The organism is Leptothoe sp. EHU-05/26/07-4, from assembly GCF_043421015.1.
GTDB lineage: Bacteria > Cyanobacteriota > Cyanobacteriia > Phormidesmidales > Phormidesmidaceae > Leptothoe > Leptothoe turfae.
In genome coordinates, this window is sequence record NZ_JAXSQV010000003.1 from 190,613 (window position 1) to 212,212 (window position 21,600).

Consider the following 21,600-nt stretch of genomic DNA (forward strand, 5'->3'; position numbering starts at 1 on the left):
CCTTTACCAACGTTAACTAAGCTGATGTGAAGTATGGCTGGCATCGATGGCTTGAAATCGCTGAATCGAAAACGGTTTGATGTTTAAGGAACTCTTTTGATTCAAAATCAGCTCTGACATGATGCGCCCGACAACGGGTGAAAGTTGGAAGCCATGGGCCGAGAACCCAAAGGCATGATAAACATTAGGGACTTTTCCACTGGCACTAATGACGGGAATACGATCGGGCATAAAGGCTTCCAGGCCTGCCCATGTCCTGACAATTCGCACACCTGCCATTCTAGGAAACAGCTCTACAACGGTGCGGCTGCTTTCAGAGAGTTTGAAGAAATCAATCTCTGTTCTCTCGTTAACCATGTCATGGTCAGCCAAATAAGCCCCTCCAATCAATACAGTACCGTTTTGCATCTGCTTAAACGACAACTTACGGGATGCCACGCCTACCACTAGCTCAAGAAAAGGGGGTAACCGCTCAGTCACCATCATCATTGGAGCTCCGATATTGAGCGGGACGGGTTCATCTAAATAGTCACATACCTGCCCTGCCCAGGCCCCTGCACAGTTGACCAGGATAGGTGCGTCCAACTTGGCTTGCTCTGACACCACACGCCAACGGTCTCCCATCCGTTCTATCCCCGTCACACGGCAGCCTGTTCGATACTCTACTCCCAAGGACTCGGCCTTGCGGCGAAAAGCAGTGAGGGCGTGATAGGGACGGGCAAAGCCGTCACCAGCGGTATACAGTCCACCCACACAGTGGGGAGCCAGAGCAGGGACCAGTGTGTAGAGGTGTTCGCGATCAATCAGCTGTTCATGGTCAAACCCCAGGGCACAGACCATAGCTGCGCGTTCTTTGAGTTTCTCCAGATCAGCGGCATTTTCCGCCACCCGCACCTGGCCGCTGAGTTTTACGTCACAATCACTGCCCACCAGGGAATAGATATCTCGCCACATTCTGGCGGCAACAACCGCGAGGGGAATCTCCGCCGGATGACGATTCAATCGACGTAAACCGCCTGCGTTCACACCAGATGCATGGCGGCCAGGGCTATCTTTCTCTACGACGATGACCCGTTGTCCAGCCATGGCCAGGTGTAGCGCTGTTGAGGATCCAATCAATCCCCCACCAATAATTACAACATCAACCGTCATGCTTCTGTTCCTGTCAAATTAGCCAGCTGGTCAATGGTCATGGGCCTGATCGGCGGGCGGATGCGAAAGGGGGCATAGTCTGAGACGGGACGCTGGTGAGCGGCTGCAACAATGTGGGCTACGGTCGAGGCACACTGTCTTCCTTGACAAGGCCCCATGCCACAGCGGAGATAATATTTCACTTGATTGGGATCACCATGGCCTTCTCGCACCGTTTGGCGGATTTGCCCAGCTGAAATCTCTTCACAACGGCAGACCAGAGTGTCATCATCACCGGGAACAAGCAGGGACTCCGGTAAGCGGTACAGGGCTTCTAGAAAAGGGCGTACCCTTAAATCTTTCCGCCGCCAGTTGAGATCATCCTGGCCCTGGCGATCGCGCTGTTGCTCACTGATGAGGCCCAACGCCCGAGCAGCTTCTAGGGCGGCTAATCGGCCACTATGTTCGGCGCTGCGGGCACCCCCAATGCCGGCGTTATCACCCACAACGGCAATCCCCGGCACAGTGGTCGTTCCCCACGGCGTTACTTGGGGTCGCCAACACTGTTGCCCCGCATCCCAGATATGGTAGCAACCAGCGGCCTGGGTCAGATTTGTTCTAGGAATCACCCCAAAATGGACCAAGAGACTGTCTGTGGGGATGGTTTCTCGCCGACGAATGCCAAGGCTATTCCAGCCGTACTCTACCGTTTGAATGTGTTTGTCCCCCTGAGCTTGTAGGTGAGAAACCCCATAGTAGATGGGGATGCCCGCTGCATTGAGATCCAGGGTGTATTTTAATCCACGGCTAATGTAGTTACCGGCCCCTAATGCCTTCGGTAAGCGCGGTGCAGCCCGCCACAGGTTGGTTCCAGGCGAGAGTTCTAGAATCGCTTTTACCGGTATGCCAGCCCGCTGATATTGCCAAGCCACCAGTAGGGGTAACGGACCCACACCGGCGATGACCGTGCCATTGGCGGGGACCACACCAGCGGTTTTCAGCAAGATTTGGGCCGCCCCTGCATTCATCACCCCCGGCAAGGTCCAGCCGGGAAACGCTACTGGTCGCTCCATCGCACCGCTGGCAACAATCACAGACTCCGCTTGAATAATAGATGCTTGATCATTGTGCAGGATGCCAACCTGGTGACGAGCATTTAATAGCCAAACGGTGGTGTTGGGTAAATAGTGGGCTCCACTAGTCTGAAATGCGGTCACCAGGTCAGCGCCGTGTTGATAATCGGCTCCGAGTAATGTGGCGCGGTTTGTGGGGGCATTTGCGATCGCACGATAAATTTGTCCACCGGGCGATGGCTGCTCATCGAGCACCACCACATCTAAGCCTAAATTCGCCGCCGTTGTTGCTGCAACAAGTCCCCCCGGTCCAGCCCCAATCACCACCAGCTGATAAGATTTACGCATTATCTCCTCCCACACCCTGCTGGCGACGAATCGTCATCCCTTCTGCCACCTGTACCTGACAGGCTTGACGGTTGGGCAAGCCATCAATTTCCATCAAACACTCAAAGCACACCCCCATCATGCATAACGGTGCCCGAGGTGCCCCTGATAAAGAGGTGGTGCGGGTATAGTCCAACCCATGTACTAAAACAGCTGCCGCCACGGTTTCCCCCACTGGAACTTGAACAGCTTCACCTTCAATCGTTACCGTGACGGTTTCATCTGTTAAGTTATTCAGACGCTTAAACATAGTTGCGTTGCCCGGTCTTAGTATCAGCGTTTCAGTTTCGATTTCAAATCAGGATGTTCGAATACCATACTCTGTTGTAGATCGAGTTGAGTGCCCTGCTGGTTCTCCCTAGCTCGGTTGAACATGGCGGTGGCAATGGCAACATCAATATAGGCCAAACCAACGGCATTGAAATAGATTCGCTCTGACTCCGATTCACGCCCTGGTTTCTTGCCAGAGACTAACTCGTGTAGATCAGCATGGATATGGCTGGCGTTAATCAGCCCCTCTTTATACATTCGGCTTAATGTCTGCGTGCGGTGGGTCACGGTTTCCCAATCGTCGCAGACGATCTTATCGGCCTGTAATGCCACCTCAAACTCATCCTCCCAGCCCCCCACATGGCTATAGAAGGCACCGGGTTTCATCCAGGCTGCTTTGAGCAGAGGGGCCTGGGCACTGGTGGCGGTCACCAGAATATCAGCATCCTCCATGGCTTGTTGCGCATTAGTGTTTGTGGATACAAACTCCATCTCTGGATACAGGGGTGAGAGTTCAGCAATAAACTGCTCCTCATGGGCTACCAAGTAAGCGGCAACTCGACACTGCTTTAGACCAGGGCACACAGCTTTCATTGCGATTAAATGCATTTTTGCCTGTTCCCCGGCCCCAATAAAACCAATCACTGCAGAATCAGGACGGGCTAAATGCTTGGCAGCAATACCACCCATGGCTGCAACCCGCATATTTGAGGCGAGAGTTCCTTCCATGACACAGATAGGAAACCCTGTTTCAATTTCCGAAAGGATAAAAATAGCCGATAAATTTTGCTGGTCGTGCTGACTGGGATTCAGGGGAAAGACCGAAACCCATTTAACGCCGCAGACCTTTTCATCTAATAGTGTTGCCGGTAAACAATTAATCCGTTCTTGGGTAGCTTGATTAAAAATCTGGACAATTTTCTCAGGAAAAATGACATGATGTCTTTCAAATTCGAACATGCCTTTTTCGGCGATATCCATTACCATCTGCATATCTAAACATCCGGCATTAAGCAGATCTTCCTGAGATAGATAGGTGAAGCTAAGGTGGTGTTTGTAACTCATAAATGTGGTTTCCTAAAACGTGTTATCAAACAAATTTGATAACACCTCAATGGAGTTTAAATAGAGATAATCTCAACCCAAAAATAACTCGAATGGCCTTGAAAGCAGTTACCTCTTTTCCTGGATTCACAAACTGCTGATCGAATGATGGTTACCGTGTATGGGAAACCATGTTGATACTTCTATCTGAAGCCTAAGGGATAACAGCTCAACATAAAAATTTTAAATCTAATCAGAGCATTGTCAGCTTTTTTGTTACATCTCTAAAGTAACGAAAAGTCAAACCATGGGTACGATGCCACTCACTCTGAGTTTATCCAGGCCATTCACAATGAACAACATAGGTTACAGCAATAACAGCTATGCTTGTAGCAACCCTGAGAGGGTGGAATGTCGGTTAAAGATTCCACCCATCTAGTTTCTATGAATTCTTAGGCACTCTTCTTATGGAATTTGGCATTAGCTAAAGAGAAGAGTTTTCTTAAAAATAACGATAACTTACTGGGATGCCGTAGGAGTTCAAAAATGGACTGGCCAACTGTCAAGCAGAATTTCCACATTAGAACTCTGCCATAGCCAATATCAGATAATCTGGCATACATTGCTGGTTTGTCTTCATATCGGAAACGATTGCGGGTTGAGGTATCTTGGATAAACCAATGATCTCCCAAGGCACAAACAACGTAAGGAATGGCCGTTAGCAATACAGAGCCATAAAGAGCGCAGTAAGCTGTCATATAGGTTTGCACTGAAAAATTATCCATACCCTCGGGCCAAGATGTCAGTGAATCTTGAACTACAGAGGTTCGATAAATTAAGGCTGTTGTTAGAGTGACTCCACCCTGATGCTGAAGCAGACATTTACTAAACAGGGATTTACCATCGGTAGCAAAAACATCTTCCTTAATGCGATAGCACTGCTCATAAGCCACAATATCTTGAGCAAAATTTTTGGCCGCATGGTTCAGCACGATAAGGGTTAAGTCAGGTTTTTCAGAAAGATGCTTAATGATATAGCCTAAGGTCTCTGGTCTTAATCGATCATCGTCACTAACTACCCAGACAAATTTCCCTTTCGCCTGTTCTATGCAATATTCAATATTTCTAATAGGTCCTAAATTAGATGGCTGACGATGATTTGTGAATTGTACATTAGAGAACTGGGGACACCATTTTTCGATTACCCTTTGAGTCTCATCACTGGAGGCATTGTCGGAAATAAGAATCTCGACAGAACTCTCTAGTCGATGAATAGCCTCATTCAACCAAGCCATTTGCTGGTCTAATAGAGAGGCACGATTATAGGTAGGTATCGCGATTGTTAAAAGCTTAGACATGTTGTCGAAAAAATGAATTACTAAAAGCTCTGGACAGTGAAAAGTTCTTGTTGTGGATAAACTTAGAAATCAGTCAGTAAAGCCCTGATTCCTCGCTAAAGTTCAGCAGATTGGTTGGTTTTTCGATAGATTTTCGATAGATTACCTAATGGTCGAAAGGCCATAGTTTTACTGAAAATCGTTTTCTACCAGCTTTGAAGTAGGCACATACTTGGTCTTTTAAGAGCTTTCTATTCGGACGTACCCTTTGTAAATCGAGGTATTGGGCTTGAGTTTTACTCCTAGATGGAAGAACTTGACCAACAAGAGAAAAACTTCGCACTGTCCAGTATCAGCTCACTAACTCATTAAAAACAGATCGACTCCATATATTGAAGAGAGTGATATAAAATCTTTACATCAGAGAACTTTTCAACAATCTAAAAAGTCAACAGCTCTACTGCACCAAAACCTTAGTAGAGTAGTTCTTCCAGAGACTCACATTAGTCAAAAAAATAAAATTTCTATTACCTGCGTCGAGTACTGAAACCTCTACACACCAAAGGTTGAATTATTCAAAAAGCTCTACCCGCTAAAACTAAACTCTGTTGTGAGACAGCAAATCAGGGTAGCCCCTTTTAGGAAAAAAAGGATAAGAAAAGTGGATCAGAGAGATCCTCTGGAGACCGATAAAGCATCTTTAGAGAATCGACTCTACCCTCAGTCACAAGATGTCCTGTTCTATACCTGCGTGTCCAAGCTGTCACCCTGAGTCTATGAGTTTCAATGGGCAAGCCATCATGGCAAACAGAACCATAAATACCGGGATTGTGGATGTCAGTTTGTCCTGAATCCTCAGTGGCATCACTGCACCCAGGAGCAATGAGACCTGATTGATCGCTTTCTTCTGGAGTGGATTTCCCTGGCGCGTTTAGACGACTGCATCCAACGCTATGGCAATCGGAAAGCCAATACCGTTGCCACCCAAGTAGAGGTAACCAGCAAGCAAAAAAACGCCTAACGGTTCAAATGGATGAATTATGGTCTTTTGTCGATAATAAAGGTAATGAACAATGGGTGTGGTTAGCCTTAGATGTCAAGACGCGTGAGAACATGGGGGCCTATGTCGGTGACCGTAGTGGAGAGTCAGCTCAGGCCATATGGATGTCCCTACCAGCCATCTATCGACAATGTGCTGTGATTTACACCGATCGGTTGAGTTCCTATCCAGTGGCTTTACCCAGCAAACGTCATCATCCTATAGACAAGGATGGTGGCTATACCAGCTATATTGAGCGATTTAAAGATACGATGCAGCAGCGGGTATCTCGATTGGTGCGCAAAATGTTACCCTTCTCGAAAAAGCTCAAAAATCATATTGCTGTATTTTGGTATTTTATCAACCACTACAACGAGCAATTACGCGCAAATAAGAGTATTAGGCCTCTTCTTCACCATCCTCTCCTTAATAGCGCTACCTAAATCAGCTTTATTAAGCCTCTCGTTGATTTTCTCTAGATCTAGCTTGCAGAAAGCTTTTTTGTGATACTTCATGACATGTTACATAAGTGACTGTTTTACCAAAAGAAGTCGATGGTAACACCTAAGCATTAACACTGCGTTTAGAGTGAAAATACTTGTTATCGTCGTAGAGAGATTATGGCAGATCAAATACTCTGAATTGATGATGGGGGTGTAATTTATTTTAACTTCACATAAACAATAAATTTGTGTGAGAATCCTAGCTGGCTGACAAAAGCCTGTTAAGGATGCTGCAAACAGCACGACAATGGGCTGTTAGACGCTGTAATAACGATTTGGACCATGTTGCTGTAGGGCGAAGTGTGCCCGATGATTGTGAGGAGTGAGGACAGGAGACCAGGAGACCATGCCTAAAATAGACATATCAAAACGTCCCTATCCGCTTGCCACGGGGCCAAAACGGAATGGACAACGCATTGTTGGCATTGACCTAGGTTTCACTTTGTGGGTAGATACTTGGTAGTGGTGGCCTAGAATACCGAAATATGGTGGGATACTTTGTTGGCTATATTTTCGATTGAATTGGGGGTGGGAGTACGCCAATGACTGCGGCATCAATGTCTTTATCAATCATGCCAAAGTTGAGCATCAGGTGGGCCATGGCGCGATTACGATGACCAGTGGCCCGCTCTGAAATAAATGTGGGCATGTCAATAAAGGTGTGGTATAGCTCCATAACACCACAGGTTGGGGACTTTGCTAGCAGCTATTATCCCTCAACAGCATCCATAGCATTCTCTTTAGCTATCCCACTATATGGAACCAGTACCCACTATTCATATTCAGGTAAAAAGAAACCCTGACTATGGCTAGGGTCAAAGTAAGTATCTTATTTTAGATGCTTGTTACAAAAAAACTCGCATTCACTCCTTATTCTGACTCGTCAGCAGCAGATGCCATCTCAGCTTCGTTCTCATCATCGACAGCAGTAATTTCTATTGCTTCAGCTTCGTTCTCATCGTCGACAGTTTCACTATCTACAGCAGTAGTCGCTGTTGCTTCAGGTTCATCTTCGGCAGTGATGATTTCTGCTGTTTCATCTACTGCCTCGGTTGTAGTTGTATCGTCAATGGCGGTAACAGCCGTTGTTTCAGATTCTCTATGTTTGTTCTTTCTTAATTTGGTTGAGTGCTTTTGTCTCTTTTTGGTACTACTCCACTTATTCCGCATCTTTTTGATTTTCCCCTGGTAGACCACCATGGAAAAATATATCAATTACGCTGTTGTTGTTCCTAGAGTCTCTACAGATATCTCACATAACCTATAAGGAATTTAACCAAGCGTTGTATAGCTACGGTCTAATAGATCAGTTCACAACATTTCTAAGTATGGTAAGCGACAAATTTTAAATGCAAAATATGCATCGCCCCATGGATAGGTCAAACATGTGGAGGTTGTATTTTTTAGATAGGGCTTCAAATACTCGCAGGCCTCTTACGCTATTGCCATTGTCATCAATGGGGGGAGAAAACGTGGCAATACCTGCTTTTTCGGGGATTACTGCTAAAATACCACCGGAAACTCCACTTTTTGCTGGCACACCGACTCGATAGGCCCATTCTCCTGCCCGGTTATACATGCCGCAGGTGTACATAACGCTGAGGATGTCTCGAACGTAGTCTTCGTTAACGGCGCGGGTTTGGGTGATGGGGTTTTGGCCGTGATTAGCTAGTGTAGCTGCCATGGTGGCTAAGTCCTGACAGGTGACCATGATGGCACATTGCTGAAAATACAGATCGAGGGCAGCATCGATATCTTTATCGATCATGCCGAAGTTGAGCATCAGGTGGGCCATGGCGCGATTGCGATGACCAGTAGCCCGTTCTGAAATAAATGTGGGCATGTCAATAAAAACGTCGTGCCCGGTGTAGCGCTCAAATAGTTTGAGCAACCTGTTGAGCTTATCGGTAGGGCCATCACCCTTCAGTAGACTGGTGGTGGCAATTGCTCCGGCATTGATCATAGGGTTATAGGGTCGATGGGAGCCTTCATCTAACCGAATCATTGAGTTAAAAGGATCACCCGTGGGTTCTACGCCCACTTTCTCCAACAAAATCTCTCGACCATGATCTTCTAACGCCAGACCGTAGGAGAAGAGTTTAGAAATTGACTGAATTGTAAATTTCTGCTCGGTGTCCCCGACATTAAATGCCTGGCCATCGGTGGTAACAACGCTGATGCCAAACCAGTCTGGGTTAGCCTTGGAGAGTTCTGGAATGTAAGCTGCGACCTCACCCTCCTCCATTGCCGCATAGGTATGGTGTAGCTTTTCAAGAGAGGCCTGCAATTCTGACATAGTCGATGTCCCACCCACTCGATAGCATCATAATTTGAAATTGGCGTTGCTGAGCCTCGGAGGGATTTAATCCTTTAAATCTGGGCTATTAGCAAATATCACAGCTCGATTTATCCCCTAAATCAGCACCAGCTGAAATCGCAACAGGTTAAACTGTCAAATGTTTGCCCTCTGCATCTAAGGTCTTTACTAGAAAGGCCCATTTGTCAGCGACTTCCTCAATGATCTTAGCGGTTGGTTTACCAGCTCCATGGCCTGCCTTTGTTTCAATGCGGATTAATACTGGATTGTCTCCCTGGTGAACCGCCTGGAGTGTAGCGGCAAACTTAAAACTGTGGGCTGGCACGACGCGATCATCATGGTCGGCGGTGGTAATCAGTGTGGATGGGTAGCTGGCTGAGTTTAGATTATGCAGTGGCGAATAGGCATAGAGTGCCTTAAATTCCTCAGGATCTTGGGGAGATCCATAATCACTTTCCCAGGCCCAACCAATGGTGAACTGGTTAAACCGCAGCATATCCATTACGCCCACGGCGGGTAGAGCTGCTGCAAACAAGTCGGGGCGCTGAATCATGCAGGCTCCAACCAATAGTCCGCCGTTGCTACCGCCCATGATGGCCAGGTTTTCAGATGAGGTGTAATTGTTGTCAATTAACCATTCAGCTGCACCGATAAAGTCATCAAAAACATTTTGCTTGGTCAGCTTTGTGCCTGCCTGGTGCCAGGTTTCACCATATTCCCCACCTCCTCGCAGGTTGGCTACAGCATAGATCCCCCCCATTTCTAGCCATACTAAATTGCCGACTGAGAAATTGGGGCTAAGGGGGATATTAAAGCCGCCATAGCCATAGAGTAATGTAGGCGTTTGGCCATTGGGGGTTAGTCCCTTTTTATGGGTGATGAACATGGGCACGCGGGTGCCATCTTTGCTGGTGTAAAACACCTGTTGTGTTTCGTATTGATTGGGGTCAAACGCCACCGCCGCTTCACGAAACAGGCGTTTTTCTCCTGTTTCCAGGTTGTAGCGATAGATGCGGCTAGGCACCGTAAAGCTAGAAAATTGGTAAAACGTTTCCGTATCTTCTTTTTTGCCATCAAACCCACCTGCGGAGCCAATGCCTGGTAGCTCAACAGTTTTGAGGGGTTGACCTGCTAGATCAAAGATTTGAATTGTGGTGTAGGCATCCTTCAAGTAATTAGCAACAAACTGATTGTTTAACAGGCTAACCGAGTCCAAAGTCTCTTCTGCTTCGGGAATAATTTCTGTCGGGACATTTCCTTTAGTCAGATCAAGAGCGATGACACGACCACGGGATGCGTTTAAATCAGTTTTGAACCAGAATGTGGTGCCGTCATTGTCAATTAATCTGTAGGATGCTTCGAATTCGCTAATCAGCTCTATAACTTCGCCATTGGGATCTTGGAGATCCTTATAAAAAATCAGGTTCTTGCTATCAGTGCCTCGCCATACATAAATAACCAGATAACGACCATCATTGGTGACTCGCCCCTGGAAACCCCATTCTTTTTCATCAGGACGCTCATAGATTAATGTATCTTCTGACTGGGGAGTACCCAGACGATGATAGAAAAGTTTTTGGAAATAATTAACCTCTTCAAACTGAGAATCTTGTGAGGGTTCGTCATAGCGGCTATAGAAAAAACCCTGGTTGTCGTGACTCCAGAGTGCTCCTGAGAATTTGCTCCATTTCAGGTGGTCGGTGGTGTCTTCGCCTGTCTTAATGTCTCGCACCTTCCACTCCAACCAATCTGACCCTGAACTAGAAAGGCTGTAAGCCAGATATCGACCATCTTCACTAACGGCAATGCTACCTAGGGCAACGGTACCATCCTCTGAAAGGGTATTGGGGTCGAGCAGCACAACCGGCTCAGCTTCCAGGGATGGTTGGGTGTAAAGCACTGCCTGGTTTTGTAGGCCATCATTCTTGTAGTAAAAATAACGTCCACCGCGCTTAAATGGCACACTGTAACGCTCATAGTTCCAAAGCTCCGTCAGCCGCTTTTTGAGAGGCTCCACCGCAGGTAGCTCACGCAGATAGCCAAATGTAACCTCATTCTGTGCCTCAACCCAGGTCTTCGTCTCATCCGAGTTTGGATCTTCAAGCCAACGATAGGGGTCAGCAACAGCCGTGCCGTGGTAAGTGTCGGTTTGGTCGCAGCGGCGGGTTTGGGGGTATTGGAAGGGCATGGGGAGGGTAATTGATAGTTGATAATTGTCAATGGGTAATTGACAATTACCCGAGTAGTGTAGCGTTTCCAGACTCAATTGCGATCGCACCTTAATCCCCTACGGCCTGTATCAAAGATCTGAGCCGCTGCAAACGGTGACGAAGCAACACCAATAGGGCAGCCAAAACAATTCCTTGGAGACCTATGCCTAAACCAACGGCCCACAAAAATACGGGGTTAGGATCACTATAAAATGGAGGATTGCCAAAGAATGTTCGATATAACAGCCATAGAGGATTTTGGGAATCACCTTTCTGAAAAATAGACAAAATTCTCGATGGCACAATAATCAGCAACAGGATTGTGCCTGTTGACCAAAGGGCTGGATTACGCACCTGGGTGGTAAAGATAATTTGAGTCAGCGCTGCATAAATTAACCAGCTCAAAACAATACTCAAGGGTATTACTAGTAAATGCGGAGATAATAATGGCTGATACTTCAGGAGCAACGATGGCACTATCAATAAACCGGCAATCAGAATATTGACCCCTATGGCCGTGAATGCTGGACTCTTATCAGCCCAAAGACGCGTAGTTAAATTAGTTTTGGGATAAGTTAGCCAGTCGAATAGCTGTTGGCGTTGAGGCATCAGGGCCAATAACAACATTAGCATTAAGCCAAAATTGACCCCATACAACACTAAGAAATCAAGCAATGAATCATAGTCTGATGCAGCGTCTTGATGTTGAAAAAATCCCCAGACCAGTACGTTGATATAAGCCGTTAGCAAATAACTCAATCGCTTGCTAATTAATGTGGTTTTGGGTTGATGAAATAGACGTTTTAGCATGCACCACACTAAACCAATGGCAATAATCAGATTAACCAGAGTAAATCCATAGGCCAAAAAACTATTGTAAGCCAGGTTGACATATAGCCATTGCGTTGATATCACTGGATTGTTTGCATCGAACAGTCTTGAGTTTTCAGCAATGGTATACCAGCTAATGTTTGCGTTCCAAAACATAAAAAAGGGCGCAAACAAAACTAGGCAAAGGCCAGAAAAGGCTATGGCTATGGATGTTTTTTGGGGTTGCAGCTTGCCAGTAATACCCGCTAAAAGGGCCAGGCTGAGACATAAAAATGTAGAAGTAATCAACAGGCTGTAATAGCTCAAAAGGAAAGAGACTGGCAATGGTATTTGAGCCAGAGCGTAAACATGTAAAGGAACAACCGAGAGTACTACCAAGTAGGGGACGATAGGGACCCCCAAGAGTTTGCCAAGCAGAATCTCTCGGGCAGGTCGTGGACTCAGACGAATAAAATTCAGAGTTCCCTCCTTCTCTTCTTGGGTCAAGTCACTGACTACATAGTATCCGCCGATGACAAATAAAAAGAAGGGAATTGCCCAGGTAAAAAAACGCCCAATATCAAGCCATGGGTTATGAAACTCAGGGGCTACTGTATTACGTTGAAATAACAGGAAACAAAGCAAAATTTGAAATATGGCCGATATGCTCAGCGTTGCTATGACCGTACGAGGTTTAAGATGGCCGCGACACTCTCGTAAAAATTGAGGGTTCCAAATGCCGATTTGATTGATCCAGTTCATGGGGAGTGGGGGATGGAGAATGGGGAATGGCGTGTAGGGTGGGCAGTGCCCACCATCTGGACGAGTTTTTCCTTAAGCCGTACGTTGATAGCCGGAGCGAATAAAAATATCTTCCAGGGTCTCTTGGGTCTGATAAAACTCCGTAATGGCAAAGCCTTCGGAAACTAACTGCCGCAAAAGATTAGCAGCGGCTTGGACATCTTCGGTAAATTGAATGGCTAGCTGATTATTGTCTAATTGTTTTACGAGGATAGTTTGATCCTCTAAATAGCGAGCAAGCCCATCAATATTTTCAACGACAGAAATCAGCAGCTGTTGTGTGGCAGGTTCATATAAGGTATGCAATTGACCGCTTTGAACCAGTCGGCCCTGCTCCATAATGCCAATGGCAGTACAAAAGTCTTCTAGATCACTGAGAATATGGGATGAAATTAAAATGGTCATCCCCTGTTTTTGAAGAGTTTTAATGGTTTGACGATACTCAATGCGGGCGATGGGGTCCAAGCCAGAAACGGGTTCATCTAAAAGTAAGAGGGTGGGTTTATGTAGTACAGTGCGGGCTAAACTGAGGCGTTGTTTCATGCCTCGCGACAGCTTACTGATTAGCCCATGGCGTTTGTTTTCTAAACTCACTAACGCCAGTACATCGGTGATCCGCTGCTCCAGGTTAGGTCCTTGGAGATAGTATAGTTGGCCAAAGTATTGTAGGTACTCGTCAACGGTGAGGTCGTCATAGAGGGGAAAATCGTCAGGGAGTAACCCTAACTGATGCTTAACCTGGGCATTGGGATGGCCCCGCTTGAGGGGAGTTCCACCGATTAGAATTTCTCCGGTGGTCGGTTCCTCTGCCGTAGCCAACAAACGAATCAATGTGGTTTTACCGGCACCGTTAGGGCCAATCAGCCCGTAAACTTCGCCAGCTGCGATGGTGAGATCAACGTTATTAACAGCGACATGCTGATCAAACTGTTTTGTTAATCCTCGGGTTTCTATCACGAGAGACGGCGTAGTTGTAGGGGACGGATCTTGAGATATAGACGAAATTTCAGACATACCGTCACTGGGTAAATAACACTGAGCAGTTAAACGTAAGGGGAATCAACTTAAGTCGCGACATCTTGGTTATGGCAATCGAAGGCTTAGTCAAGACATGTGACGTTCTAGAACCTTTGTGTTACAGGTATTATAGAAAATAATTATGTTTGTAGTACCTCAGCAATTGCTGTAGGTGGAGAATCAAGGGGCAAGTAGTTAGGACTCAAGCTGTACTCAAAATTAAACAGTCGTAGCTTAGATTAAGCCTCCGTTAGATAACAGGTATTCATGGTTACATTTAATACCTGGTTAATGATTTGTTTCAATTCGATTGAATGCATCGACGGGGAGTGTTTCCAAAATTAATTGGGCGAAACGGCTGGCGGCTCCTGATGGACCGCGCAGGTTACGCAGGTTTTGGCCCATGGCTTCCAGCTGTTCCGGGTGTTTGAGGTAGGTGGCAATGCGATCGCACACCTCTTCAGCCGTAATCCGTCCCAGCAGCTCCGGCACCACCTCTTCCTTGGCCCAAATATTCGGCCAGGCAAAGCGCTTTTGATTGCGCTGGATGTATTGAATCGCCACGGTATTAATCAGCTTGGTTAGCAACGAGCCAACCACCGGCAGCTGGCAGAGTAGGCCCCAAAGACCATCCCAGGTGCGCATGACGTCGAGCTGCTGAGTGGGGAGTAAAACCACCATGGGCACAGCCAGGGAACCTAACTGGGCCGTGTTAGCGCCGACGGTGGTGACGCACAAGGCGCAGCGTTTGAGCAGGCCATGGGCAGGAAAATCGGTCCAGAGCCAGACTTTGGGACCGTCTTTGATTTGGAAGTAGGGCAGGCCTGCATTGTCGGGGGTAATGAGCTGGGCGTCGGGGCCATCCATGACTGCGACGGTGGCATTTTGGGTGGGGTCGGCGTAGGTGGCGAGGGTGTCTGGCGTGACGGTGGGGGCGACGGGGATGATGAATTCAAGATCGGGATGGGTTTTGTGGAGTGTGAGTGCGATCGCAAGCGACAACGGTACCCCAGGCCTTAACTTATCTGGCTTTGACCCCGGCATCAGCCCAATCAACTGCGTTTCAGGGCTAAAGGGCAGCTCTGCGCCACTAGCAGATTCCACATCCGCCATCAGGTCACCCACCACCGTCAACTTGGGCTGATATTTAGCCGCAACTTTCTCGGTAGTATCCCCCTGCATCATGCCAAAGTTATCCACCCAATTGAGCCAGCGCGGTTCCCATTCTGCATAGATGACGGTGCGATAGTCCAGACGCTTGGCCGCCCAGACGGCATAGAGCTGATCACCACCAAGAAAGACGACCACACCCTGACTATGCCAGTCCCAGTCATCAGTGGTGTTGCCTGTGAGCAAAAACCGGAAAAACGCGTCTGGCCCTTGCACGCGATCTACCTCGGCATAGGACTTGAGGGAAGCCATCTCGCCACCCGATGCATGGGGGCAGGGGGACAGCATCACCGAAAGGCGCATTTGTTCATGGTCCGGCTCACGCTTTCTCAGCTGCTGGACGACAGGTTTTACCCAGGTTGAGACTTCCCCTGGCCCGTTGGTCAAAATTAGGACATCTATCGCCATCGGTTTTGTTGATTCCAAAGGCATTGCAGTGGCCACATTATCACGCACCATACCCCTTAGGGAGGTTCCATGGAACCCCCTAAGGGATAATCACCAACCATTTCAAAAAAACGTTAGCCTAAATACCATCCTTCAGAATTTTCATTTTCACCGTGACTCAGCCTGCTGTACTACGCGATTTGTTGACCGCTGTTGCCCAAGGACAAGTTAGCCCCGACACTGCCTTTGATAAACTCAAGCACCTGAACTATCAGCCCGTTGATGACTTTGCCAAAATCGATAATCATCGGACCTTGCGAACAGGATTTCCAGAGGTGATCTGGGGTCAAGATAAAACCGTAGATCAGCTAATAAAAATCTTTCGGGCGATGGAGCCCGAGAATCCGGTGGTGATGGCGACACGAATTACGCCGGAGGTGTATCCACAGATGCGAGACTCCTTACCAAATCTGCGCTATTACGAACTGGCCCGCATTTGTGCCCTACAGCCAGATATTGTTGCAGCGGTGCATCCCGGTAACATTGCGATTCTTACGGCGGGCACAGCCGATTTGCCCACGGCAGAAGAGGCGGCAGTCACGTTGGAACTATCGGGTTTTCAAGTGACCCGTCTATGGGATGTGGGTGTGGCAGGTATCCATCGATTGTTGAATAATCGAGAGGTGATTGACAAGGCCGATGTGTTAATTGTTGTTGCCGGGATGGAGGGAGCATTGCCCAGTGTTGTTGCTGGGTTGGCGAACTGCCCGGTGATTGCCGTGCCGACCAGCGTTGGCTATGGTGCCAGCTTTGGCGGTGTATCAGCCTTATTGACGATGTTAAACTCTTGCGCCGCAGGGATTGGCGTGATGAATATTGACAATGGGTTTGGGGCTGCTGTGTTGGCAGGGCAAATTATTAGAACAGCCGCCAAAATTGACCAATCAGCGTGAATATTGCTCTATGAGTTCAGGGGGCATGGGGTTGCCTGCGAGTTCCAGGGAACGGAGTTCGGGGAGTTGTGCGATCGCAACTGGCAAACTAGTCAGCTGATTATCCTTAAGGGACAGCCTTTCCAGGCTGAACATTCGCCCCATGTCGCCAGGCAAACGACTCAGCTGGTTCTGACTTAGATCCAGGTCATATAAATAAACCAGCTGGCCAATTTCAGAGGGTACCTGACTGAGTTGATTGTTCGCCAGGTAAAGATAAGCCAGAGCAGAGAGCTGGCCAATCTCAGTTGGCAAACGGTTAATCTGGTTTCCCGAAAGCCCCAGATATTGCAAATTAGAGAGCTTGCCAATCTCAGCAGGCAGGTGACTCAGTTGATTATCGTAAAGACCCAGACCGATCAGGTTCACGAGTTGGCTAATTTCAGTTGGAAAACTAGCCAACTGATTAGAATTTAGAAAAATCCGTTCTAGCCGCGTCAGTTGACCGATCTCAGCTGGTAACTGGCTGAGCCGATTGCTATTCAGATACAGATCTTTCAGGCTGACAAGCTGGCCCATTTCAGCAGGCAGACTATTTAGCTGATTATCCCCAAGACTTAGATGTTGCAATTGCGAGAGTTGACCAATCTCAGCAGGTAGGCTGTTCAATTGATTTTCGTCAAGATCAAGATATTTCAGATTAGAGAGCTGAGTAATCTCAATTGGGAGGCTAATAAACTGGTTGTGGTTGAGAGAAAGGCGTTCTAAACGATTCAACCAGCGAATTTCTGTCGGTACCCCCCTCAGTCGGTTGTAGCCGAGATCTAGCTGTTTCAGAGTAACAAGTTGACCGATTGTTATCGGTAAGTCACTCAGGCAGTTAAAGGAGAGATCTAGCTCTTGTAAATTAGAGAGCTGACCCACTTCAGACGGTAGACTATGAAGTTGATTGCCCCGCAGATTGAGTTCTTCCAAGTTAGAGAGCTGACCCATTTCAGCGGGCAGACTGCTTAGCCGATTATCCCAAAAGTTTAGGATTTGCAGCTGAGAGAGTTGACCCATCTCCGATGGCAAATCACTCAGTTGGTTATTCCAAAGATCCAACTCTTGTAGGTTAGACAGTTGGCCAATTTCAGCAGGCAACTGATTGACTTGGTTGATCTTCAGGTTCAGATAAGTCAGGCTAGAAAGCTGACCAATCTCAGGTGGTACCGTGGTTAGCTGGTTGTAACTCAGGTCTAGCGTTTGTAGCTGAGACAGCTGACTGATTTCTGGCGGCAACGTTTGCAAATCTAGCCCGGACAAGCTTAATTCGGTGGCCTGAGTCTTAAGGGCCTCCCGAATCAGTCTTTGGGCTTCAGCATAGGCCGAGTCTGTCTGAGCAAGAAGACGATGTCTGCTTAGGTCGCTTTGGCTGGCCACCATCTCTGATGCCGACAGCGCTTGATACCCTAATGGATTGGTTAACAAAGCCGCAGTCATGATGTTTCTGAGCAATGCCCCCAGGGGGGGCAACCCATTGCCTTTTTCGATAGAAGCCTGATGCATGACGATTTTCCTCAAGGAACCTGAACTCTGAGCAAAGAGCTACATGATGAAGTATCAGTAATCCAGATCGTTTACCTCATATGAAATCCTGACCGATAGCGCCCAATATCGCAGGGTATCCACGTCGGATTAGGTTTTCAGGAGTTTTTGGAAAGATACCAATGCTTGTCGCAGGCGGTCGCCGCTGGTCCAGGCAAAGTCATTGTGGCCTGCTGCGGGTACCCATAGAAATGCTTTTGGTTCTGGCGCTGCTTCGTATAGTTTCTGGCCATGGTGAAATGGGATGATTTCATCAGCCTGACCGTGCATAACGAGCACCGGGCAGCGGACCTTTTTAAGCTTAGGCAGATTTGAGAATTTGTCGAAAGGGAATAGGGGCAACGGAATCACTACACGAAAAGCAGATGTGAATGCGCTTTCTAAGATAAGTCCGGCCACGGGCTGTTGGCTGGCTAAAGCTGTTGCTGAGCCACCGCCGACAGAGCGACCATAGGCAATGATTTGATTGGCAGGTACGTTGAGCTGCTGAATCAGGTAGGTATAGGCAGCATTTACGTCTTGATAAGCGTTACGTTCACCAGGTTTACCATCACTGGTGCCATAACCTCGGTAGTCATAAGCAAATACGCTAAAGCCCCAGCGGTGCAGGTCTTCTAATATGGGACGAATATCGCCGAGGTCTTCAGCATTACCATGGATATAGAGTAGAGTGTAAGCGGCGTCAGGATTGGGCAGATAGAGAGCTGAAATTTGTTGGTTATTAGTGACAGGTACTTTTAGGATTTCCTGAGTGTCTTGGTAGCTGGCAGGTGGAGGTAGGAAAATCATGCTGTCTGCCCGGAAGAAGACATATAAGGCAATAACTATGTAGATAAACAGGACTGAGCGCACTAGTCGTTTCCAGGTAAATTCGCCAATCAGCAGTTTTCTAAGGGACGACTTATTCATGGGTGATGTTTATACCGACATTCCGCCCTCTCAACTGTCACACTCAGGCATTAAATCTGAAAACCTTTCCTAGCAGGACTTTGAATGCCCACTTAGTTCAAAATAACTGTCTTGATGCAATTCTCAATAGTTCTTGTTCATTGGAAATTGCTGTTCCTTAAGAGGCTGTGATCCATTGCCTTCGTCATTCCCTGCAAACCTACGATGCAAACCTTCTGTGAGAGAACGTTTTAGTCATCATTTCCAAATAAGGCTCAGCGATTTGCTTGTGATAAGGCTTCAGTTGAGTCGAGATTTCATTCATTAATAAAAGAGTACCTTCAACCGTCATGTCCCAGGGAATATTTAAAGCCCCATAAACAATCAGACAAATTGCCGACAATTCTTGTTCAATAACTGTTGCATCTTCTTCCAGTAAACATACACATAAATATGCTTGAAACATATCAAAATCTCGAATTGATGACTGCCTAACCTTGGGATCCGTTAAATCACCCCTATGGCTAATGTAATGGGGAAACGCATTGGCCCAACGTTCGTAAACCCGAGTGGAAACTCTCGTTAGCTTAGATAACATCAATTCAACAGCCTCAAAAATCGGAGAATACAGGCTATACTTTCTCACCGCTATACAAAGGCGTTGCCAAGGCAGGCAAACCTGCTCCTCCAGAAATTTAAAGTAGCACTTAACAAAAATTTGTTCTAAAGGCGTTAATTCTTCTAATAATAGAGCATTGCTAAGGGTTATCTGCGTTGTGATAAACCCCACAGATTGCCAGTTTTGAGAAACTCGGTACCGTTCTTGTAGATCTAATAACAGAGGAGACAGCTCTAATGCCAACCGGTCTATCTTTGGCAACCCCCAAGCAGCTAGTGACGATTGATCAAAGGATTTATCAGGCGTGGAATATGATGAAAGAACGATTGCCGATGGATCTTGATACATCTCTATTATTTTGAGATAAATACGGCTAACAAGTTTAGCGATGCTAGCTATCTTTCTCAAATCTGAGTTCTTATAAAAGGAGTAAAGGTTTTTGGCTCTAACAGCAGCAAGATTACAGCGATCCTCAACCAGACGTTTATTCAGTTTATTAGCTGTATAGGCACGACCTTGCTCTGATACGGTCCCTTGCAATTTATCGCGAACTGAGAGATCATTCTCAATTGATAAGATAGAAAGATCAGGTAAATAACGAGCAGCCCATATCTTTGTAAGACGTCCAACTGTAGACGTCTGAGAGCTTTCAGAATTTAATAACATAAGAGTAAATTTAAATTAAACAATGTATAGTCTGATTAATGAGTTAAATAGATAAACCTAATGCTTGCAATATTGTTGCTACCCTCCAACAGACCAAGGGTAGCAATCATTACTAACGTGAGTAGTAACCGTGAGTAACAACTCAGCGTTAAGGATGTTGATTTAGTATGACAGATTACATGAGAAAGATTATGAAACATTCATGAGGATCTTCTCAGCAAGAGAGTTTCCATGAATGTTTTTTATCATAAGTATAGATCTTTCTATTGATCGAAACGATTAGGGCGATGGTTCAAATGCAGGGTTATGAGCTAAGTTAATTTCAAAAATAGAGCCCTTGGGATGATTGCTTTTGACAAAGATATTGCCTTGGTGGGTCTCGACAATCATCTTACATAGCGCCAACCCCAGGCCAATTTGAGAAACGTTAGGCATTAGAGTGCCGATCTCATATTTTTCAAAGATCTGTTGCCGCAATTTATGGGGCACACCAGGACCCGAATCGATTACTTGAATGATTAATGTGTCTGGTTGAGAACCTGTGACTTTCACAACGATCTTACTGTGAGATGGAGAAAATTTAACCGCATTGGATAAAAGATTGTCTAATACCCGGTACATCAGGGTTTCATCAATGAAAATGGTATCCACTAAGTCATCTGCAAATAAACTGATAAGAGATTGACTTTTTTGGTTTGCGATCGTCCTAAAATTATTGATCACAGCATTTACGAGTTGACGAATGTCAACATTGGCTCGATTCAAACGTATATTGCCAGATTCAAGCAGCGCGATTTTGAGTAAATCATCAATTAAAAGCTGCAATCCTTGGGCTGATTTATAGATTTTTGCCAGTCTTTCCTGGATAACAGGCTCCACATCCATTTCAAGGAATTCTACCCCTAGCAATACATCTGTAAGGCGATTTCTCAAATCATGGATGAGCATATGGACCATATCCTCTCGGAACTTGAGTAAGGTTTGTAAATGGTCATGCTGGTGTTTAATACGGAGCATGGAATGCACCCTGGCTCGCAGCTCAAGACCATTCAGCGGCTTACTAATAAAATCATCGGCCCCTGCATTCAAACAGCGTGCCAAATCTTCTTTTCTAGTCAGTGCCGTCACCATGGTAATTGGAATCGATTGCCATTTAGGGACTGCCCTAATCTGTCGACATAGCTCAACACCATTGATGCCCGGCATCATGACATCCAATAGAATTAAATCAGGCTGAATAATCTCAAGGGAGTCTATGACTTCCGCAGCATTGCCAATGTAGTGTAGTTGATACTCTTGATCATTTAGGAGAATTGAAATTACGTCAAAATTATCTGGCTCATCATCAATAATGAGAATTGTGGGGGCATTCATTAATTAGCCTCCTACTCCTAATATAAAAATAAAACCTG

The 21,600-nt window shown here is 46.5% G+C and carries 16 protein-coding genes and 2 pseudogenes; 2 read left to right on the forward strand and 16 right to left on the reverse strand.

Going from position 1 to position 21,600, the window contains the following annotated elements; genetic code table 11:
* Window positions 1-12 precede the first annotated feature (12 nt).
* From U2F10_RS08640 to U2F10_RS08660, 5 genes are all read right to left on the reverse strand, one after another.
* Window positions 13-1,152, reverse strand: a complete 1,140-nt coding sequence (locus tag U2F10_RS08640; RefSeq protein ID WP_499866384.1) for an NAD(P)/FAD-dependent oxidoreductase — start codon at window positions 1,150-1,152, stop codon at window positions 13-15.
* A complete protein-coding gene (locus tag U2F10_RS08645; protein WP_499871744.1) occupies window positions 1,149-2,552 on the reverse strand; it encodes an FAD-dependent oxidoreductase in 1,404 nt (467 codons plus the stop codon). Before U2F10_RS08645 ends, U2F10_RS08640 begins: the two co-directional genes overlap by 4 nt.
* Window positions 2,545-2,841: a (2Fe-2S)-binding protein gene (locus U2F10_RS08650; protein WP_163659589.1), complete on the reverse strand. Its 297-nt coding sequence runs from the start codon at window positions 2,839-2,841 to the stop codon at window positions 2,545-2,547. The genes U2F10_RS08645 and U2F10_RS08650 overlap by 8 nt, the downstream gene beginning before the upstream one ends.
* Before the next feature lie 23 nt (window positions 2,842-2,864).
* Window positions 2,865-3,926, reverse strand: coding sequence for an ornithine cyclodeaminase family protein (locus U2F10_RS08655; protein WP_163659590.1), 1,062 nt, complete (start codon window positions 3,924-3,926; stop codon window positions 2,865-2,867).
* Between the two features lie 431 nt (window positions 3,927-4,357).
* Complete coding sequence (locus U2F10_RS08660; RefSeq protein ID WP_163659591.1) at window positions 4,358-5,263, reverse strand: glycosyltransferase family 2 protein; 906 nt, start codon at window positions 5,261-5,263, stop codon at window positions 4,358-4,360.
* Window positions 5,264-5,973: 710 nt separating this feature from the next.
* Between U2F10_RS08660 and U2F10_RS08665 the strand changes: the two are divergent.
* Window positions 5,974-6,721, forward strand: a pseudogene (locus U2F10_RS08665) (hypothetical protein); the annotation flags it as partial.
* Between the two features lie 607 nt (window positions 6,722-7,328).
* Here U2F10_RS08665 and U2F10_RS08670 read toward each other — a convergent pair.
* The 7 genes and pseudogenes from U2F10_RS08670 to U2F10_RS08700 all read right to left on the reverse strand — a co-directional run.
* Window positions 7,329-7,451, reverse strand: a pseudogene (locus tag U2F10_RS08670) (glutaminase A); the annotation flags it as partial.
* A gap of 203 nt (window positions 7,452-7,654) precedes the next feature.
* Entirely contained in the window at window positions 7,655-7,984 is a 330-nt protein-coding gene (locus U2F10_RS08675) for a hypothetical protein (RefSeq protein ID WP_163659592.1), read from the reverse strand.
* Window positions 7,985-8,129: 145 nt separating this feature from the next.
* On the reverse strand, window positions 8,130-9,080 hold the full coding sequence (gene glsA, locus U2F10_RS08680) for a glutaminase A (RefSeq protein WP_499871746.1): 951 nt from the start codon (window positions 9,078-9,080) through the stop codon (window positions 8,130-8,132).
* A gap of 148 nt (window positions 9,081-9,228) precedes the next feature.
* A complete protein-coding gene (locus U2F10_RS08685; RefSeq protein ID WP_499872341.1) occupies window positions 9,229-11,289 on the reverse strand; it encodes a prolyl oligopeptidase family serine peptidase in 2,061 nt (686 codons plus the stop codon).
* A gap of 91 nt (window positions 11,290-11,380) precedes the next feature.
* A complete protein-coding gene (locus U2F10_RS08690) occupies window positions 11,381-12,883 on the reverse strand; it encodes a hypothetical protein (protein WP_499871747.1) in 1,503 nt (500 codons plus the stop codon).
* Between the two features lie 72 nt (window positions 12,884-12,955).
* Complete coding sequence (locus U2F10_RS08695) at window positions 12,956-13,936, reverse strand: ABC transporter ATP-binding protein (RefSeq protein WP_499871749.1); 981 nt, start codon at window positions 13,934-13,936, stop codon at window positions 12,956-12,958.
* Between the two features lie 291 nt (window positions 13,937-14,227).
* Window positions 14,228-15,568 (reverse strand): glycosyltransferase family protein, encoded by a 1,341-nt coding sequence (locus U2F10_RS08700; RefSeq protein ID WP_499871750.1) that lies wholly within the window; start codon window positions 15,566-15,568, stop codon window positions 14,228-14,230.
* 101 nt (window positions 15,569-15,669) lie between these two features.
* Between U2F10_RS08700 and larB the strand changes: the two genes are divergently transcribed.
* Complete coding sequence (gene larB, locus U2F10_RS08705) at window positions 15,670-16,449, forward strand: nickel pincer cofactor biosynthesis protein LarB (protein WP_163659601.1); 780 nt, start codon at window positions 15,670-15,672, stop codon at window positions 16,447-16,449.
* Here the strand turns inward: larB and U2F10_RS08710 are convergent.
* From U2F10_RS08710 to U2F10_RS08725, 4 genes are all read right to left on the reverse strand, one after another.
* A complete protein-coding gene (locus tag U2F10_RS08710; RefSeq protein WP_499871752.1) occupies window positions 16,441-17,976 on the reverse strand; it encodes a leucine-rich repeat domain-containing protein in 1,536 nt (511 codons plus the stop codon). The two genes, larB and U2F10_RS08710, sit on opposite strands and share 9 nt — an antisense overlap.
* A 129-nt stretch (window positions 17,977-18,105) precedes the next feature.
* On the reverse strand, window positions 18,106-18,924 hold the full coding sequence (locus tag U2F10_RS08715; RefSeq protein WP_163699424.1) for an alpha/beta hydrolase: 819 nt from the start codon (window positions 18,922-18,924) through the stop codon (window positions 18,106-18,108).
* Window positions 18,925-19,123: 199 nt separating this feature from the next.
* Entirely contained in the window at window positions 19,124-20,188 is a 1,065-nt protein-coding gene (locus U2F10_RS08720; protein ID WP_163663982.1) for a bilin-binding protein, read from the reverse strand.
* Between the two features lie 279 nt (window positions 20,189-20,467).
* Window positions 20,468-21,562 carry a hybrid sensor histidine kinase/response regulator gene (locus tag U2F10_RS08725; protein ID WP_163663984.1) on the reverse strand — a complete coding sequence of 365 codons (1,095 nt, stop codon included), beginning with the start codon at window positions 21,560-21,562 and terminating at the stop codon, window positions 20,468-20,470.
* Window positions 21,563-21,600: the final 38 nt, after the last annotated feature.

Excerpts from the sequence above, each read along its gene's own strand:
- U2F10_RS08685 (WP_499872341.1), bottom strand. The coding sequence starts at position 11,289 with ATGCCCTTCCAATACCCCCAAACCCGCCGCTGCGACCAAACCGACACT.
- U2F10_RS08650 (WP_163659589.1), bottom strand. The coding sequence starts at position 2,841 with ATGTTTAAGCGTCTGAATAACTTAACAGATGAAACCGTCACGGTAACG.
- glsA (WP_499871746.1), bottom strand. The coding sequence starts at position 9,080 with ATGTCAGAATTGCAGGCCTCTCTTGAAAAGCTACACCATACCTATGCG.
- U2F10_RS08720 (WP_163663982.1), bottom strand. The coding sequence starts at position 20,188 with ATGTTATTAAATTCTGAAAGCTCTCAGACGTCTACAGTTGGACGTCTT.
- U2F10_RS08640 (WP_499866384.1), bottom strand. The coding sequence starts at position 1,152 with ATGACGGTTGATGTTGTAATTATTGGTGGGGGATTGATTGGATCCTCA.
- U2F10_RS08655 (WP_163659590.1), bottom strand. The coding sequence starts at position 3,926 with ATGAGTTACAAACACCACCTTAGCTTCACCTATCTATCTCAGGAAGAT.
- U2F10_RS08710 (WP_499871752.1), bottom strand. The coding sequence starts at position 17,976 with ATGCATCAGGCTTCTATCGAAAAAGGCAATGGGTTGCCCCCCCTGGGG.
- U2F10_RS08645 (WP_499871744.1), bottom strand. The coding sequence starts at position 2,552 with ATGCGTAAATCTTATCAGCTGGTGGTGATTGGGGCTGGACCGGGGGGA.
- U2F10_RS08675 (WP_163659592.1), bottom strand. The coding sequence starts at position 7,984 with ATGGTGGTCTACCAGGGGAAAATCAAAAAGATGCGGAATAAGTGGAGT.
- U2F10_RS08715 (WP_163699424.1), bottom strand. The coding sequence starts at position 18,924 with ATGAATAAGTCGTCCCTTAGAAAACTGCTGATTGGCGAATTTACCTGG.
- U2F10_RS08700 (WP_499871750.1), bottom strand. The coding sequence starts at position 15,568 with ATGGTGCGTGATAATGTGGCCACTGCAATGCCTTTGGAATCAACAAAA.
- U2F10_RS08725 (WP_163663984.1), bottom strand. The coding sequence starts at position 21,562 with ATGAATGCCCCCACAATTCTCATTATTGATGATGAGCCAGATAATTTT.
- U2F10_RS08695 (WP_499871749.1), bottom strand. The coding sequence starts at position 13,936 with ATGTCTGAAATTTCGTCTATATCTCAAGATCCGTCCCCTACAACTACG.
- U2F10_RS08660 (WP_163659591.1), bottom strand. The coding sequence starts at position 5,263 with ATGTCTAAGCTTTTAACAATCGCGATACCTACCTATAATCGTGCCTCT.
- U2F10_RS08690 (WP_499871747.1), bottom strand. The coding sequence starts at position 12,883 with ATGAACTGGATCAATCAAATCGGCATTTGGAACCCTCAATTTTTACGA.